The following is a 16,923-nucleotide window of genomic DNA, read 5'->3' on the forward strand; positions in this document are numbered from 1 at the left end:
AAAAGTCGCCCCGTGATTCCGTCTCGTTCGTTTCATTGCCTCGCTCCTCTCGTCTGCCACCTCTCGGTGGTGTGGGTGAAGCCAGGCTTCCACTTAACACACTGTCCGAATTTCCGGCGCCCCCTCTGTGTACGGTTCTTCATTTTTCGCTCTTAGTATCATCAATCCACCAATCGACGAGGCACAGTCACAGTACTCCCAATGAAACAGAAATCGACTTTCGCCCTCTTTGGGCTGTACTTGATAGGAATAGTGAACGAACTTTGGGGAGGTCTACGCTTCGAATCACCCGCATGGAATTACTGGTTCGCTCTATGCCTTAACCAAATCCCGCTTATTCTACTCTGTGTAGCGCTAACGGTGGGCAGAAGATGGAAAATCGTGGCAAGCCTTGCACTCCTCCCGCTAGTATTGACGTCCCTTGTGATCAGTCTATTTACAGCACTCAGCCTGCAGGACATTTCGTTAGACGGGGTCGACCCAGGATTTGAAAGAATTGAAACGATTGAGTGGGCTGGAACTAGGATTCAGGTCTATCGTACCAACGCCGGGGCAACAACACCATTCGGCATCGCCGTCCGTCATGAAATGACTGTACTGCCGGGCATACTGCTCGTCAAAACTCTATACAGCAATGGGCGGGCGGAAGACCCGACCGTTCACCTAGCTGGCAAAGATCGCCTCCAGATTGATATACCCAAGCAGGGGCCAGACCGGACTCCAGAAAAATGCCAGGTCCCTTTGAAGCGCCATATCTTCTTTTGAGTACTCACTGAGCCCAAACCGACACCCCAGCCAACCGTATCCACCCAGGCTGCTCAAACAGCTCATCCAACTAGGCCGCAGGCAAGAAAGAACCGGAGGCGTACCCTCTGGGGTACGTTGAGGATCGATTCGAGCCGAGAACGACGTTGGGGAGCTGTTTCAGCAGCCCGTCTACATTTCCGGGCGCATCTCGACATCGAGCAACTTAATCTTCCGATGCAAATGACTGCGCTCGATCTTCAAGTCTTCCGCCGTGCGGGAAATGTTCCAATGATGCTCGCGGAGCTTACGGGCAATGAATTCCTTCTCGAAGGCGTTCCGCGCATCACGAAGCGATTCGTACGGCCGAGTCAGCAACGTATTGACCGGTTGCGCACCGGCGGCCGACTGTGCGGCGAGCGCTTGAGGACGCACCTGCAAGGCAACAGACGCATGCGCCGCTTCGATCACGGGCCCCGGCACCATGATCATCAGCCGCTCGATCAGGTTCCGGAGTTCACGAATATTCCCCGGCCATTCATACTGCATGAACACGTCCATAGCCTCCGGTGAGACCTGCTTGATCTTCAACCCCTGTTCTTCGGCATGCACACGCAGGAAATGCTTCACCAGCAAAGGAATATCCTCGCGGCGGTGGCGCAAGGGAGGCACCACGATCGGCACCACATTCAGCCGGTAGAACAAGTCCTCACGGAACGTTCCCTTCTCGATTTCCTGTAACAAATCCTTATTCGACGCGGCCAGCACCCGCACATCGACCTTGATCAGCTTGGTCCCGCCGACCCGCGTGAACTGCTGCTCCTGGAGGGCACGCAACACCTTGGCCTGGGTGCTCAAGCTCATGTCCGCAATTTCGTCCAAAAACAACGTGCCGCCGTCGGCTTGCTCGAACTGGCCGCGCTTCATGGTGGTCGCTCCGCTGAAGGCGCCCCGCTCGTGACCGAACAACTCGCTTTCGATCAAGGTTTCAGGAATGGCCGCGCAGTTCACCGCCACGAAGGGGTGGTTCGCCCTGTGGCTGTGCTGATGGATGGCCCTCGCGACCAATTCCTTGCCGGTCCCGTTTTCGCCTCCGATCAGCACCCGACTGTTGGTGGGACCGGCCGTTTCGATCAGTTGCTTCAGCTGCTGCATGACCGGCGCCTGACCGATCAGTTCGAACCTCCGCTCGACCTTCGTGCGGAGGCTGCGATTCTCCTGTTCAAGCCGATGTTGATCCAGGGCGTGTTTCACCCTGAGGGTCACATTTTCGAGGGACAACGGTTTTTCGATATAGTCGTAGGCTCCCAGCTTAATCGCCTTCACCGCCGTTTCGATCGATCCATGCCCGGACATCATCATCACTTGCGTGCTCGGCACCAGTTCGCGCAGGCGCTTGAGTGTTTCCAACCCGTCCATCTCAGGCATCCAGATATCCAGCATCATCAGTTCAGGCGGGCTGATTGCGCAATGTCTGAGGGCCTCCATGCCGCTTTTGGCCACACTCACGTCATACCCTTCATCCTCGAGAATACTGCTCAAGGAATTCAGAATGGAGACTTCGTCATCGACAATGAGAATCGAAGCAGACATGCATCCCCCACATACGATCCGGCCACGCCCACACGATCGTCCGTTTCGTTACACCGGCAATTCGAAGGTGAACAAGGCCCCCCTCGGCTGATGATTGCCCGCATGAATCTGGCCGTCGTGATCGGTCACAATTCGCCTCACGATAGCCAAGCCCAGGCCGGTCCCGGTCTTCTTCCTGGAAAAATACGGCACAAAGAGTTTGTCCTGATCCTCGGGCGCGATGCCGGTGCCTTCATCCGCTACCGTGACCACCGCGCGGCGTTGCTTGGTATCGTACCGGGTCGTGATCCACAAACGGCCCTTCTGGTTCATGGCATGGATGCCGTTATCGCACAGATTCACCAGAACCCGCTTGATCTGTTCGCGATCGAAATTGAAGGGCGGCAGATCGGCGTCGAGCGACACCACGCAGACGACTTCCCGATGCGCACTCTCGTAGAGCACCACGACCTCCTTCACGACATCGTCGAGGGAATTCATCGTCATATGCGGCGCCGGCATGCGCGCGAATTTCGAAAACTCGTCCAGCATCTGCTTGAGGCTGCCGACCTCATTGACGATGACCTGGGTAGACTCGTCGCAGATACGGTCGAAATCCGGCGCCTTGTCCTGGAATTTTTTGCGGAGCCGTTGCGCGGAAAGCTGAATTGGCGTCAACGGGTTCTTGATCTCATGCGCGATCCGTTGGGCCACTTCCCGCCAGGCCGCCGCCTTCTGAGCCTTGATCAATTCCGACAGGTCCTCAAAAATGAGCACGAACCCGAGATCTTTGCTCGACTCATCCTTCATGCGCGAACAATGCACCCCGATGGTGAGGAACCGCCCCTGCAGATCCAACTGTCCTTCCAACGCGATGTTATCCCGCTGGTCGGCCAACATGCGGTCGTACACGGATTGAAACAGGTCGAGCTTATACTCTTTGAACACCTCGTTGGCGGGGCGGCCGCGAAACCGGTCGGCCCATAACCCCAACATGCGTTCCGCAGACGGATTAAAGGTGGTGATGGTCCCCTGCCGGTCGATCGACAGCACCCCCGCGGCAATCGTATCGACTACCGTTTCGATATAGGCGCGCCGCCGGTCCAGTTCGAGGTTGGACTGGCGTAGCGAGATGTTCGCTTCCTCCACCTTGCTTTTACTCCCCTGCAAATCGGCGGTCATGCGGTTGAACGATTCGACCAGGGTGCCGATCTCATCCGTCGCCTTCGCCTCGATACGGACCGACAAATCCCCCTGCGCAATGGCTTCGGTGGCCTCGGCCAACCGTTGAATCGGCACGGTGATACCGCGAGCGACATAAAATCCGAACCAGGTGGCGCTGAACAAAATCATGACCGTGATCACGGCCACCAGCAGATAGGCGCCCGCCTTAATCGGGTTCTTCATCGCCTTCATCTGTTTGTATTCGGCGTATTGACGGCCGATGCTCTCCATTTTGCCGAGCAACGATTCCGGCACATAGGCGTCCACCACCACCACCCCGTCGATTTCTCCCCGCCGCACACTGGAGGCAATCGGCACACCGGCCCGCACGAGCCGGCCGGTCTGCGCTTCCTGCACCGAGGTCAACTCCTGCTTGCCGTTGATCACCTGCAGCACCAATTGGCCGATCGGCAGGTCGAGCACGGCCACCGGCACCTCAGGGTCCAATGCCTTCGTCAGCGTTTCCATTTTCGAGGAAAACACCTCGATGCCGGCCGTGGCGTATTCGGCCCGTTTCCTGGCGATGGCCGCGACCAGCAGATCCCGCTGCTCCGGCAGCAACAATTCCTCGCGAAAGATCTCATGGCTGATGGCGCGCGCGCTGTTGATCGCCAAGGACACATGCCCGGCATGGTGCATGCGCGCCACCTCGTAAGAGTCCTTCATCACATGCTCGATCTGATCGTTGAACCAGACGTCGACCGCCTTGTTGACCAGCCCGCTGGCCACCAACGCGAGCAGCACGGTGGGAATCAGGGAGAATCCGATGAAGGCCGCAACTAACTTCGCCCGAAACCCGGATCCCACCAGACGATGCCGTCGCTCAAAGTAGGCTTTGATCAGGTTGCGGGACAGGAGCAGCGTGAGAACGACGAACCCGATCAGGTCAAGATTGACCAGCAGCAAGACAAAGGCATACCCGGTACTGGGGAAAAAGGAATCGGATTCCTCCCCGACCGGAACGGCCATTTGCGCATAGTAGAACGTCAGCGCCAGGCAGGGCAGTAAGAGGATCAGGACGATCCAGACGGGCCGGACATGGCGCTTGCGCCGCTCGCTCTCGATCGAGGCTGGCGACGACGGCTCTTTTTCGCGCACCACACCCGGAGGGATGAGCTTGGTCATGTCCGTCGATTCAGGCATCGGCGCTACTCCGACTCCATCCCGGCTCGTTCAAGTCTGTCACACTATAACGAATTCCCTGGGAAAGTCTCAAAAGCCGTACCGGTGCCCTCTCGTTGGCCCAGGAGAATAGCGGCGGATAAACCAGGCTCAACAAGGAAAGGATAGACCATGCGGGACAGGAGAACGCGCAGAAGAGGATCACCGGTTAAGGAGTATGAATCGAGGATTTCCCCGAGGTCAGGCTGACGAACTTCATCCTCAAGGCGTACAGCATGTCCTTCATCACGACCTGCTCGTCAGGCGTGAGGTTGCCCCGGGTTTTTTCTTCCAACATGGACAGCAGATCGATGATCTCCTTCGCTTGCGGAAGATTCAGCGGCATGGCCGGTTGTTGGGGATCCAATTGCTCGCCCATGAGCATCAAGGCCGAGCTCCCCATGGAAATCACGAAGGAGGAGAAATTGACCGGCAGATGTCCGGCATGCCCATGCGCATCAGCCTGATGAGAATCGGCTGGCGCCGGTTCGGGAGCAGGAGGCGTGGGAGCTGATGCTGCGGCAGGCGCCTCTTCACTCCGTCCTCGACGATCGCGGATGACGAATCCCTGATCCTTCTCATCCCCCATGCGCATGTCCTCCGATCAACCGCCCGTAAAATGCAGGGGTGTACCCTACCATAGGCCTCGGAGGCGCGCAAGGCAGCTGGCCCCGTTGAAGGCGAAGAAAAACTCAGTTAGAGTGGCGCCACGAGGGGGGTGCGCATGTCCGAACGTTTTGATCAAGTCGTAGCCATCATGGCCCAACTACGGGCGCCCGGCGGCTGCCCGTGGGATCGCAAGCAAACCCATGAATCGCTGAAACCCTACCTGATTGAAGAAACGTACGAAGCACTCGATACCATCGACCGGCAGGATTTTCCCAAACTCAAGGAAGAACTCGGCGATGTGCTGCTCCAGGTGTTATTCCATAGTCAGATCGGAGCGGAAGCCGGCACCTTCACTATGGATGAGGTGCTCGAACAGCTACGCGACAAACTCGTGCGCCGCCACCCGCATGTCTTCGGGGATGCTGCGTCGGGCGTGCCGAATCTCAATTCCGACCAGGTTGTTCATCGATGGGAAGACATCAAACGGGCCGAACGCAAGAACGCCGGAAAACCTGATTCAGTCTTACAGGATATCCCGCAAGCCCTGCCGGCATTGCTTCGCGCCTATCAAACACAGGTTCGCGCCGCGCGAGTCGGGTTCGACTGGCCGGACAGTCCGCAGGGCCTCGCTGATGTCCTCGGTAAAGTCGAGGAGGAAATCGGGGAGCTTCGCAAAGCCGTGAGCGACGCGGCAACGTCCTCGCAGCCGCTACCGGAACCCACTGCGGAGATAGCGGCGGAATTGGGCGACCTGCTCTTTTCATTGGTCAACCTGGCGCGCCACATCAAGGTGAATCCGGAAGAATCCCTGCGGCAGGCCACAAACCGGTTCACCGCTCGATTCCAACACATCGAACACGAAGCATCCCGTAGCGGACGAAGCGTCCACGACCTCACCACGGCCGAAATGGATCACTACTGGAACGCCGCAAAACGATTGGAATCCGCCGATCGTCCTGCGGCGAATGCTCCGCCCGGTTCCCGTGGAGAGGCGCCACGGACTCTGTGATGAGCAGCGAACAGCATCCATACGAAGAGGGCAAGCGAGCCGGACTCCATCCGTTGCTCGTGCTATTCGGTGTCATTCTGATCATGTGGCTGTTGATCAATCTTGCCGTTCCCAGCGGGAAACAAAAACAGGCTGCCGGGCCGGAAATTTCTCAGGTCGGCACCGAAGATTCCGACGCCGCGCCGATCATGTACAAAACGCAGACCACCTTGACGGAATTTAATGCCATCAGCATTGTCGTTCCAGCCCAGGTGACGACCAGCCAGGTCGTCGGCCTCTTGAAACAATTCAAGCAAGCCAGACTCAATCAGACGCTTGCAGGAATGCTCCCGGCTACGAGTCCGGGCCACAAGCTGGGCGATCAGGCAGTCGCCGATCTGTACATCTTTTCGGACCCGAAATATGCGACGCCGGAGGTCGTTGGCACATTGGCGCGCGGAGCCCATGCCCCCGGCAACCTGTATCCGCAGGCCATTCCATTTGAGGAGGCCATGGAACAGGTGCGTGGACACTACCGCATTGACTTGAACGACACGAGTAATCCCGACACCGGGTCCATCGGATTTGCCGATGACTCGGGGGTCCACAGCAAGCAATACCGCCGGATTTTTTGAGCAATCTCTCGAAATCCCACGTCTGACGCGCCTTCGCTATCCCCAGGCCAAAATCGACAAGCAGTAATCACCCTAGGGGTTTTCATCCTCTACCGCATCTAGGGGCCTGCCCGACGACGACCCCCAATGCCTAAAACTTGTGCAGGACGCTGAAGGACCGGTCTATGAAGGGCCTCGCGCCTTGAGATGGTCACTATGCACACCCTTATCCACAGATTCTGTGTGTGAGATAATGGGAATCAATCCCTCCCTCGAAGCTGCATGGGAAGTGACCCGTGGAATCAGTCAGCGCGTCGAGAAGGAGCGTTTCTCGATGCTCGATGAAAGGCAGGACGCTGAGGAACGGGGGGCAGAGACAGCGCAGTTCCAGCAGGGAGAGGCCATGAGCCTCCCCCTCGCGCCATCGATGAGTCAGACTGCCAAACCGATGGTTTGCTTGATTTCGCTTCGCAAGGAATCCTGCTGAGCTTGGATCCATGATTCCAGCTGCGGAAAGTGGTGTGCCAGTGGTCCCGTGAAGGGAGGCACCAAGACATCGGCGCGCTCTTTCAACCAGCCTTCCTCCTCGGCAATCCGAAGCTTTTGATCGCCGATCTTGCGCGACAACAACTTATTCAGCATCAACTGTTGCCCCGGGCTCCCGGTCACCGTACCCAACAGCTTCGCTTTCACATAGTCCAACTCTTCCGCGAGAGCGATCTTGACCCGAACGGCATGGGTCGCCGCCCAGGTCGCCCGTTGGATGGAATAGTCATACGAAAACACCGGTTCCCGAGGTTCGCGAAAAGGGCCGGTTACACTGGAGATTACCAACTGATCATTTAACATCGTCCATACCCTTCTGTTTCATCGCCCGTCACGATTCCGACTCTCGCATCGAGGCCGTTTTGAGATAGCGCAGCGTCTGCGCGGCCGCTTCCGCACCATCTCTGATGCAATCGGGCAGTCCGACGCCGCGATACCCCGCTCCCGTGACGGTTAATCCGCCGAACCGTGATAACGCAGCCTCAAGCTGTGTCAGTCGCTCGAGATGCCCGAGCGTATATTGGGGCATCGCCCGATGCCACCGGTTGACCTCGACATACTGCGGCGTCGCCTGCAGGCCCACAATGGAGGCCAATTCCTCCCGCACGCAACGGACCAATGCCTCATCGTCCTGCTGCAAGATGGCCTCGCGTCCCACCCCGCCCAGATAACAGCGAACGGACACGTCTTCTGGAGGCGCTCGATGCGGCCACTTGATCGACGTCCAGGTCGCGGCAATCAGGTCACGCCCCTCAACCCGCGGGACGACAAACCCGAATCCTTGCAACCTGGTTCCCACCGCGGCGGCCGGATAGATCAGGGAAATCGTCGCTGTCGAGGCATAGGGAATCGTCTCCATCAATCCGGCTGCCAGCGGACTCAAGGGCCGAACCAGGTCGGCGCTCACAAAAGCCGGAGTCGCGAGGACCAACGCTTCCGCCGATAGCGCCGTCCCATCGGCGCAGATCACATCGTACATCCAGCGTCCCGCTTGATGCGAGCGTACACGAAGGGCCTCAGCTTGAACCCCTGATTTCAGCACGCCGCCGGTCTCCCGGATACGCACGGTTAATCCGGCGACCAGATCCGCCAGACCGTTTTTCAGCGTCACGAACATGGTATGCCGGGGTCGTCCCTCGGAAGCCTTTTGCGCCCGTGCCCGGCGAGCCGCCATCATGCCGCGAATCACGCTCCCATGCGTCTGCTCGAGCTCATAGAACCGGGGAAACGTCGCGCGAAGACTCATCTGCTCGGCATCCCCGGCATAGATACCCGCCATCAGCGGTTCCATGACCCGTTCGCAGGCATGCCGGCCGAATCGGCGGCGGAAAAAGGAGGCGAGCGATTCATCGTCCGTGGACCGGCGCGGTGGAATCAGGAGGTCACAGCCCATCCTGGCCAGGTCGATCCACGACAATAAGCCGCTGCGAAAAAACGGGCCGAGTTGAGTCGGCGTAAAGGTCACGAGTCCTTCCGGCAACTCGTGCAACTGCCCGCCCCTCAAGACGCTGGATTTTTTTTCAACGGGGTTTGTGTTGATGAGCTCATCGGCGATACCCAGCCGACGACACAGGTCCATCCCCCACGGTTTCTGGGACAGGAACGAATCGGGGCCTGCCTCCATAACCAGCCGGCCGACCCGATGGGTGACGATCTTTCCGCCCCAGACGGGCGCAGCATCGAGGATAGTGCAGGAGAGCGGCACGTCGGCCGCCGTAGCCTGGTCCAGAAGAGCAAAGGCCGTGGAGAGGCCTGAGATGCCTCCACCGATGATGATGACTGACTTTGCAGTGCGCGCCACAGGTAGTGCCGCTAACAGGGAGTGGAACAATGCTGCGACGCTCGCTGAACAATCCGGGCGTCAGGACAATCGACGAATGATTCTCGCGGGGGCTTCAAAAAGGTCCCGCCAAGCGGCCATAGCGAGCGACGGGGCGAGTCTCGCGTAACTGGGCACGTCGAACCCTGGAGCGCAACGAGAACAATGTTGGAGGCCTTTTTCGACATCCGCCTAATGAACCAGGGAAGACTCGTGTGCCTCCACGACCGACGTCAGCATGTCGATCAGGGGGGCCGAGGCATTCAACATGGGTATTCGTTCCAGTTGGATCCCCTTCGTACGGGCCAACTGCGTGAGCTCAATATCGATGTCGTACAGCGTTTCCACATGGTCGCAAAGAAAACCGATAGGCGCCACAAGCACATGGTGCTGACCGGCTTGAGCCAAGTCATCCAGTGTTTTCTCGACAGAAGGCCCGAGCCATTTCTCGCCGGACCGCCCCTGACTTTGATAGGCGAATCGCGTCGGTTGTCCGCCGAGTTGCGCACACACGGCCTGGACGGTACCGCGCACTTCATCCGGATAGGGATCCTTCATGGCCACCACTCGCTCCGGCAGACTATGGGCCGTAAAGAGCACAGGCACCTGCGCGCGGACCTCCGAGGGGAATCGCTCCAGCGTTCGGCGGATATGTCCGACGATCGCGTCGATCAACAACGGATGGCGGTGCCAGCTCGTCACGAAGCTGATCGGCGTCTCATCGGCCAATTCCACACGGGCTTCTTCCACCTTCTTCACATAGGCACCGATGCTGAGCGACGAGTACTGAGGCGCCATACACAAGCCCACGATATGATCAGGATCCGCCTTGAGCAGTTCAGCGTAGGTGTCCCTGATGAACGGATGACAGTGCCGCAATCCCACGTAGCACCGAAAACGCCTTTCGCCGGATGCGTTCAGTCGCCGTTCCAAGGCGGCGGCCGCCTCGCGCGTTATGTCGAGTACAGGAGACTTCCCACCCGTCACACGGTATCGCGTCCGGATTTCCTCCACCAACTCCGGAGAGGTCGGCCGCCCGCCGCGGACATCGAGAAGATACGGCTCTACATTCTCCAGACTATCGGGCCCGCCCATGGCCATCAGCAACAGGGCAATCGGGCGTGGTGCTGCCGACATCCGTGACCTCGTCAGCCCTGACTAGGAAGACGTCTCTCGCGAATCAAGCATCTGCCGGGCAATGAGCAACCTACGCCTTCTCGATTCAGCGGGCGCTCAATTTATGGACCAGGTCGATCGTCGCAGCCACATGCTCGACTGGAGTATTGGGAAGAATCCCATGCCCCAAATTGAAAATGTGCCCGGGTCGCCCGCCGGCCCGCCGAAGAATATCCGACACGCGTCGCTCGATTTCATGCATCGGCCCAAACAAGGTGACCGGATCGAGGTTTCCCTGCACGGCGCGATCGTACCCCACCATGGCCCAGGCCTCGTCGATCGGGATACGCCAATCGATGCCGATGACGTCGCCACCGGCCTGGCGCATCGATTTGAGAATGGCAGTCGTACCCGTCCCGAAATGAATCAGCGGCACACCTTCGTGCTTGAGGCCGTCAAAAATCAATTGCACATGTGGCATCACATATTCGGCATAGTCTCCCGCCGACAGGCAGCCGACCCAACTGTCGAAGAGCTGCACGGCTTGGGCACCGGCCCGAATCTGACGGCGCAGATATCCGGTGATCGCTCGCGCGAACTTATCCATCAAGCGATGCCACACCTCCGGCTCGCCATACATCATCTGCTTGGTGTGGATATAGTTCCGTGAACTGCCGCCTTCGATCGCATAACTGGCCAACGTAAACGGGGCCCCGGCAAAACCGATCAACGGCACTCGACCGGCCAGCATCTTGCGGGTCAGGCTGATCGCATCCATGACGTACTGAAGGTCGCTGTCATCGAGCATCTTGAGCCGCTCCACCGCGGCCCGATCCCGCACGGGATTATGGATAATCGGCCCCTCTCCCTCCGCAAACTCTAGCGAGAGCCCCATCGGTTCCAGGGGGAGCAGAATGTCGGCAAAAATAATGGCCGCATCGAGCGCGAACCGATCGATCGGCTGCAGGGTGACCTGGGCGGCCAATTCAGGCGTTTTGCACAGTTCAAGAATCGAATATTTTTCCCGCAACCGGCGGTACTCAATCATATACCGGCCCGCCTGGCGCATGAACCAGACCGGTGTACAATCAACCGGTTCGCGCCGGCACGCTTTGAGAAATCGATCATTCATAATGGGGCGCATTTTAGAGGGCCGATCAGAACAGAGTCAAACAATCTTGCGCGGCGCTCCGTCACAACGTCGCTGATGACCTCTGATACCGGCCTTTGACATGGCATGCATGGTCCGGTTCCCCTGGGGCTGGTTCCTGGGCGACGGTTCCTCCGCGTGAGGCAAAAAAATCTCACGACATTTTCCTGCAAATCTGTGTATAATGGCTGCACGTGTCTTCAAAGCTGAGTCTTTACGCTCACTGATCGACACCATCCGAAACATTCAGCCAGCGGCCTGCCCCATCGCACCAATCGCAAGCGCCGCAACGATTACGTCACGCTAGTACAACGGCGGCGCGACCCCTCGGTACCGCATCCTATTCGCATAAACTGTGGAGGTGGCATGAGTAGTGATCTGCATCCGCTCACCTTACCCGAAAATGGTGAGCTGCCCAAAACCGACGAACAGCCTGCGGCAGCACAGCCGGCCAGCCATACGCCCTGGCTGACGATCCTGCACTGGTTCGATTCTTGGGCCGGCATCGAAAACATGAAGACTGATGCGGCTCCCGCCACCGTGGACTGGCTGCGGGCCATTCCCCTCATCACGGTCCACTTGATCTGCCTCGGCGTGTTCATCGTCGGCTGGAGTTGGGTCGCGGTCGGCGTCTGCGCCGCCTTTTACTTCGTGCGCATGTTCGCCATCACCGGGTGGTATCACCGGTACTTCTCCCATCGGACATTTAAAACGTCCCGCGCCTGTCAATTTGCCTTTGCGTTGCTTGGATCGTCGTGCGCCCAGCGTGGCCCCCTCTGGTGGGCCGGCCATCATCGCCACCATCACATTTATTCGGACAAACCGGAAGATACGCACTCGGTGCGCCAGGGCGGATTCCTCTGGGCTCACATCGGCTGGATCAGCTCGAAGAAATTCTTTCCGCCGCGGTTGAAGAGCATCGGCGATTTTGCCAAGTTCCCCGAACTGCGCTTCCTGGATCGTTTCGATACCCTGGTGCCGACGATCTGTGGATTCGGCATGTTCGGACTGGGGAAATTGCTGGAAACCTATGCGCCGGGCCTCGGCACCAATGGTCCGCAAATGTTGATCTGGGGCTTCTTCGTGTCCACCGTCGCCCTGCTCCACGGCACCTGCACGATCAATTCACTCTCGCACGTGTACGGATCGCAGCGCTACAAGACGGGAGACGACAGCAAAAACAATTTCATTCTCGCCATGATCACCCTCGGTGAAGGATGGCACAACAATCACCACTACTATGCCGCTTCAACCCGTCAGGGGTTCTACTGGTGGGAGATCGACATCACCTACTACATGCTCCGTGCCATGCAGGCAGTGGGACTGGTGTGGGATATCCGCGAAGTGCCGGCGCACGTGCGAGAAGGCAAGAGCAAACTCGCCTAACCGAGCGCGGGGGCGGCCATCCACGGCCCGCCCCCCGTAACCTCGATCTATACCCATTCCGACTCATCCGCCGACCTGGACTTGCTGCCATACTGCGGCGCCAAACGAGCGCGGATTTCACGACTCACCGCATCGATCCCATCCACCTCTGCCTCCGTCGCGATCCATGCATCCTCCGGTATCAGTTCAATGCGATAGTGATTCTTTCGCATCGAAAACCATTCAATGTACGGATGGGGCGCCAGATGGGGATGCGGATCGAACGAAATGAGGCTGGCATCTCCGACCTGCGGAATTTCAACATCCCCCAACACCTGACCGGCGAGGTCCTCATCGGCGAACCGGCTATTTTTGAACCGGATCACCGTGCCGGAAATTTCTCCCCGGCAATTGCCCGCCAGATAAAAATCGATCGCGCCTAACACCGCGAACGTGATTCGCCCGATCACCGTGCCCTCCTGCCGGTTATCGAGAAATCCCTCTTGCACCCATCGGCTGTTTCCGAACTTTTGAGCCATATCACCTTCCCTCTGAATGCACAGCCACAGACTCCGGAGATGCCTGAGCAATCTCGCCGGGCACCCGCGATCCGAGCAGCACACCGCCCAGGATCATCGCGCTTCCGAACCATCCTTGCGCATCCAGATTCTCTCCCAGGAAATACCATGCAAGCCAGGCCGCGATGGCCGGCTCCACGGCAAACAGTAACGCGACTTGTTGTGCGGGCAGAAGCTGCTGCGCCCACATCTGAACGGCGAACGCACCGGTTGCCAGAATCCCCGTGACCCCAAGACCCAACAGCAACACACGGCTCGGCTCGAACATGGCCAACGCCGGTTGTTCCCACCACATCACGCCCAGCATGGCCACAGTCATCATCACCAATTGCCAGACGAACAACGACACGGCGTCAGTCGTTCTGGTGTACCGCTCCAGACACACCATGTGCGCGGCAAACGCCGCGGCGCTGCCGAGCGTTAGGAGATCACCGAGATTCGCGGAGGCCGTCGGCTTGACGAGCAACCACAGCCCGAACAACGCAATGCCATTCGATATCCAGGTATGCGCAGTCAAGCGACGCAGAAACAGGGGCACGAACACGACATACAGTACGGTGATAAAGGCCGAGTTAGAGGCGGTGGTCAGGTGCAGTCCCACCGTCTGCAGCACATACCCGAGGAATAGCCAGAGGCTCGCAATGAAACTCATCCGCATCATCGCGGCATCGCGCGTCAGTTTCCGGCGCATCAGGAACAGGACCGCGAAGACCATGAGCATGCCGAGAAGAAATCGCAGGAACAGAAAGGCCAGCGGCGTGATTTGTTCCAGAGCGGCCTTGGTGGCCGGAAATGTTGCGCCCCACACAAAGGTTGTGAGGAGGAGCGCAAGTTGAGGCATGATCAGATGAGCAGGCGCGCTGAGTGATGAACTGAATCCGGCGTGAACCTGAGCGAGCGTGATCGATCGGCTCAGCACGCTCTCGTGAACTCGATTAGGGCTTACAGAGCGCGCACTTGCGCTCATCGCTGGTGCCGGCTTGCTCCATTGCGGCGAGCGCGCGTTCTTTATTCGGGTAGTCGAACCAGCCGCCCTCCCAAAAATCACTACTGGAGATGCTGGAAGGAACTTCCGAACAACGGTCCCGATGAAGCGTGACTCGATCGATCGCGCGTGCAATGTGAATCCAGTAGACCATGATACCCCGTCGGACTCCGTCGTCAGGATCGTCGCAGCCCAACCCTACCACGCCCCTCCCGGAGAGAGCAATGCGCAGAACGCACCACGCCGCAACGACCCAAGACGGCAACACACGTTAGATTGTAGGATGAACCCAGGAGGTACGCGCTAGGGCAGGAGCTGCCACTCGTCCTTCTCGATCACAGTCTTGACGCCCGTTTCCAGCTTCTTCACGTCCTTCTCTTCGAAGAGACGCATGTAGCGTTCGATCCGATCCGGATCGTCGATGCGCTCTTCCTGCATAACACCACCGCTGCCTTTGTACTTCCGGATTAACAGGGGCATTTCAACCGCTCCTTCAATTGTAGCTCGCGTTTCGACACAAAGATTCGGTACAATAGTGCAAAGCTACGCACAGGGTCAAGCGTTTCCAAACAGAGACTCGCTTTATCTCGCCCAACCCGCCAGGGGTCGGCTATGGAGCGCCATCCTTAAGGAGTCGGCAATGCCGGTCTACGAATATCGCTGCGAACAATGTACCCATCAGTTCGAGGCCACCCAATCCATCCATGCGCGGCCGGAAGATACGGCATGCCCCCGGTGCAACAACGTCGGGGCAACCAGGATACTGTCAGCCTTTGCATCGAAGGTCAAAGGCAGCCACAAGCCCGGATTTGAGGAAATCAAGGCGTACGACATGCTCAACGAACGCATGGATCGCTTCTCGAAACTTCCTCCTGCCATGGGCAAACGGGTGGATGTGTCGCCGGACATGATGTCCGGTGCCGTCACTCCGACGGATAGCACAGACTCCTAAACGGAGAGGTCGCGTGAGCGGAAGGCACTGCCGCCCCGGCCTGCCGCGCCACGAGCTGATCCCCGGAACGCGACTCAGGGGCGACAGGGAGAATCGTTCAGCATGCATTCCCGTATCAGCGCCTTGCTTTGCGCCGGACTCCTCTCTCTGGGAGGGCTGCCGGCCTCAGCCGAAGTAGCCGGATCCATGGTGATCGCAGGCCATGGCCCCGAGCAACGCGTGATGGAATCACTGGCTCACGCGTTTGAAAAAGCCAACCCCCGCGCCTATATCGACGTCGTCTGGGATGGCAACTCCAAACCCCTCGACATGGTGAAAACCAAGCAGGCGCAGATCGCCGTCACTGGAGCCTCGGCAGACGGCTTGCACTCCGTACAGATCGCCTGGGACGGCATTGCCATCATGGTCCACCGCTCGAACTTCACGAAGGAAGTCACCAAACAGGAGGTCGCCGAGCTCTTTTCTGGGAAATATACAATCTGGTCAGACCTCGGTGGACCGGATACAAAAGTGCTGCTCATCGACCGGCCGCGCAACGAAAACAATCGCGACGCCTTTGAACAACTTCTTGGCATTGAAGGGAAAATTCCCGATACAATCAAAGTGATTGCGAAGGACGAGAAGGTCATCAAAACTATCGCCGGGACCCTCCCGCCCAATTCTGCCGTGACCTACTTGTCCCTCGGCCAGGCGTTGGAAGCCGTCGCCTCCGGCGTGCCGGTACGCCTACTCCCGGTCGATAAGGTTGAGCCCGAAACGCCGACAGTCAAGGACGGCCGTTATGCCTTACGCCGCCCGGTCCTCCTGATTTCGAATAACGACACCGACCCCCTCGTAGCCGCATTTGAACAATTTGCCCTGTCGGATGAGGGCCAGAAAATCGTCAGCGAGTCTTATACACCGCTCCCAAGGACATCATCTCCCTAAGTAGGAGGCTTTCATGCGTACACTTCTGACCGTTGCTCTCGGCTCCGCGTTTGCTCTAGGCGTCCTCTGTATTGCCGCCCCTTCAGTCCAGGCCCAGGAAGGGGCCATGGTGGAAGGCGCCGGGTATACGATGTTCAACACCGAATCGATCAAGGGGTCGGATACGACCAAGCTTGAGAAGGATCCGGTGTGCGATCGTTCGAAACGCCCGTCCATCGGCAAGGTGGAGCCGGATGAAGCGAAACCCGGCCAGAAAATCGTGATCAAAGGCGAAAACTTCGGCAGCAAGGAATGTTTCCACGGGGTGACGTTCAGCGCAGCGCCCAAGGATAAAATCGAGTACCAGTTCGTCAATGAGACGACGATTGAAGCCGTGGTGCCGGATGCGAAAGCGGGCATGTCATTCATCATCGTGGTCGCCGGCGGAGGCAGTGCGCAGTCGAAACCGCTCCTCATTCAAGCCAAGTAAGCGGTCCCATGGCAGGAGGCTCTCCGCCTCCTGCCCGATTCGCGCCTTGCCTGATTCGCCATTTCACCCTCCGTCGTCTCGACAACTCTCTTGACCCTATGCTA

At 58.4% G+C, this 16,923-nt stretch carries 17 protein-coding genes; 7 read left to right on the forward strand and 10 right to left on the reverse strand.

Going from position 1 to position 16,923, the window contains the following annotated elements; translation table 11 throughout:
* The first annotated feature begins 423 nt into the window (after positions 1-423).
* Entirely contained in the window at positions 424-765 is a 342-nt protein-coding gene (locus tag GDA65_19650; GenBank protein ID MBA5864900.1) for a hypothetical protein, read from the forward strand.
* 171 nt (positions 766-936) lie between these two features.
* Here GDA65_19650 and GDA65_19655 read toward each other — a convergent pair whose 3' ends face one another.
* The 3 genes from GDA65_19655 to GDA65_19665 form a co-directional block, all read right to left on the reverse strand.
* Positions 937-2,337, reverse strand: a complete 1,401-nt coding sequence (locus GDA65_19655; protein ID MBA5864901.1) for a response regulator — start codon at positions 2,335-2,337, stop codon at positions 937-939.
* A 48-nt stretch (positions 2,338-2,385) separates the two neighbouring features.
* Entirely contained in the window at positions 2,386-4,683 is a 2,298-nt protein-coding gene (locus GDA65_19660; GenBank protein MBA5864902.1) for a HAMP domain-containing protein, read from the reverse strand.
* Between the two features lie 187 nt (positions 4,684-4,870).
* The gene (locus GDA65_19665) at positions 4,871-5,290 is read right to left on the reverse strand and encodes a DUF1844 domain-containing protein (protein MBA5864903.1); all 420 of its coding nucleotides are present in this window, start codon (positions 5,288-5,290) and stop codon (positions 4,871-4,873) included.
* Positions 5,291-5,425: 135 nt separating this feature from the next.
* Here GDA65_19665 and mazG point away from each other — a divergent pair, with 135 nt between their 5' ends.
* Together mazG and GDA65_19675 are read left to right on the forward strand one after the other, a co-directional pair.
* On the forward strand, positions 5,426-6,319 hold the full coding sequence (mazG, locus tag GDA65_19670; GenBank protein ID MBA5864904.1) for a nucleoside triphosphate pyrophosphohydrolase: 894 nt from the start codon (positions 5,426-5,428) through the stop codon (positions 6,317-6,319).
* Positions 6,319-6,933 (forward strand): hypothetical protein, encoded by a 615-nt coding sequence (locus GDA65_19675; protein ID MBA5864905.1) that lies wholly within the window; start codon positions 6,319-6,321, stop codon positions 6,931-6,933. Before mazG ends, GDA65_19675 begins: the two co-directional genes overlap by 1 nt.
* Positions 6,934-7,344: 411 nt before the next feature.
* Here the strand turns inward: GDA65_19675 and GDA65_19680 are convergent, their stop codons facing one another.
* The 4 genes from GDA65_19680 to hemE all read right to left on the reverse strand — a co-directional run bounded on the left by GDA65_19680 (position 7,345) and on the right by hemE (position 11,525).
* Complete coding sequence (locus GDA65_19680) at positions 7,345-7,761, reverse strand: hypothetical protein (GenBank protein ID MBA5864906.1); 417 nt, start codon at positions 7,759-7,761, stop codon at positions 7,345-7,347.
* Positions 7,762-7,789: 28 nt separating this feature from the next.
* A complete protein-coding gene (gene hemG / locus GDA65_19685; protein MBA5864907.1) occupies positions 7,790-9,289 on the reverse strand; it encodes a protoporphyrinogen oxidase in 1,500 nt (499 codons plus the stop codon).
* Positions 9,290-9,469: 180 nt separating this feature from the next.
* A complete protein-coding gene (locus tag GDA65_19690; GenBank protein MBA5864908.1) occupies positions 9,470-10,414 on the reverse strand; it encodes a ferrochelatase in 945 nt (314 codons plus the stop codon).
* An 85-nt stretch (positions 10,415-10,499) separates the two neighbouring features.
* Positions 10,500-11,525: a uroporphyrinogen decarboxylase gene (gene hemE, locus GDA65_19695; GenBank protein MBA5864909.1), complete on the reverse strand. Its 1,026-nt coding sequence runs from the start codon at positions 11,523-11,525 to the stop codon at positions 10,500-10,502.
* A 486-nt stretch (positions 11,526-12,011) separates the two neighbouring features.
* Here hemE and GDA65_19700 point away from each other — a divergent pair, with 486 nt between their 5' ends.
* Complete coding sequence (locus GDA65_19700) at positions 12,012-12,929, forward strand: acyl-CoA desaturase (GenBank protein MBA5864910.1); 918 nt, start codon at positions 12,012-12,014, stop codon at positions 12,927-12,929.
* 47 nt (positions 12,930-12,976) lie between these two features.
* Here the strand turns inward: GDA65_19700 and GDA65_19705 are convergent, their stop codons facing one another.
* Genes GDA65_19705 through GDA65_19715 form a run of 3 tightly spaced genes read right to left on the reverse strand, consistent with a single transcriptional unit; the run spans position 12,977 to position 14,625 of the window.
* Complete coding sequence (locus GDA65_19705; protein ID MBA5864911.1) at positions 12,977-13,447, reverse strand: hypothetical protein; 471 nt, start codon at positions 13,445-13,447, stop codon at positions 12,977-12,979.
* Between the two features lies 1 nt (position 13,448).
* On the reverse strand, positions 13,449-14,453 hold the full coding sequence (locus GDA65_19710; GenBank protein MBA5864912.1) for an EamA family transporter: 1,005 nt from the start codon (positions 14,451-14,453) through the stop codon (positions 13,449-13,451).
* Positions 14,422-14,625, reverse strand: a complete 204-nt coding sequence (locus GDA65_19715; protein MBA5864913.1) for a hypothetical protein — start codon at positions 14,623-14,625, stop codon at positions 14,422-14,424. Before GDA65_19715 ends, GDA65_19710 begins: the two co-directional genes overlap by 32 nt.
* 267 nt (positions 14,626-14,892) lie before the next feature.
* Between GDA65_19715 and GDA65_19720 the strand changes: the two genes are divergently transcribed.
* The 3 genes from GDA65_19720 to GDA65_19730 all read left to right on the forward strand — a co-directional run bounded on the left by GDA65_19720 (position 14,893) and on the right by GDA65_19730 (position 16,819).
* Positions 14,893-15,423 carry a hypothetical protein gene (locus GDA65_19720; GenBank protein MBA5864914.1) on the forward strand — a complete coding sequence of 177 codons (531 nt, stop codon included), beginning with the start codon at positions 14,893-14,895 and terminating at the stop codon, positions 15,421-15,423.
* Between the two features lie 102 nt (positions 15,424-15,525).
* Positions 15,526-16,350, forward strand: coding sequence for a hypothetical protein (locus GDA65_19725; GenBank protein ID MBA5864915.1), 825 nt, complete (start codon positions 15,526-15,528; stop codon positions 16,348-16,350).
* Between the two features lie 13 nt (positions 16,351-16,363).
* Positions 16,364-16,819, forward strand: coding sequence for a hypothetical protein (locus GDA65_19730; protein MBA5864916.1), 456 nt, complete (start codon positions 16,364-16,366; stop codon positions 16,817-16,819).
* The last annotated feature ends 104 nt before the right edge of the window (positions 16,820-16,923 follow it).

The organism is Nitrospira sp. CR1.1 (assembly GCA_014055465.1).
Taxonomy (GTDB): Bacteria; Nitrospirota; Nitrospiria; order Nitrospirales; family Nitrospiraceae; genus Nitrospira_A.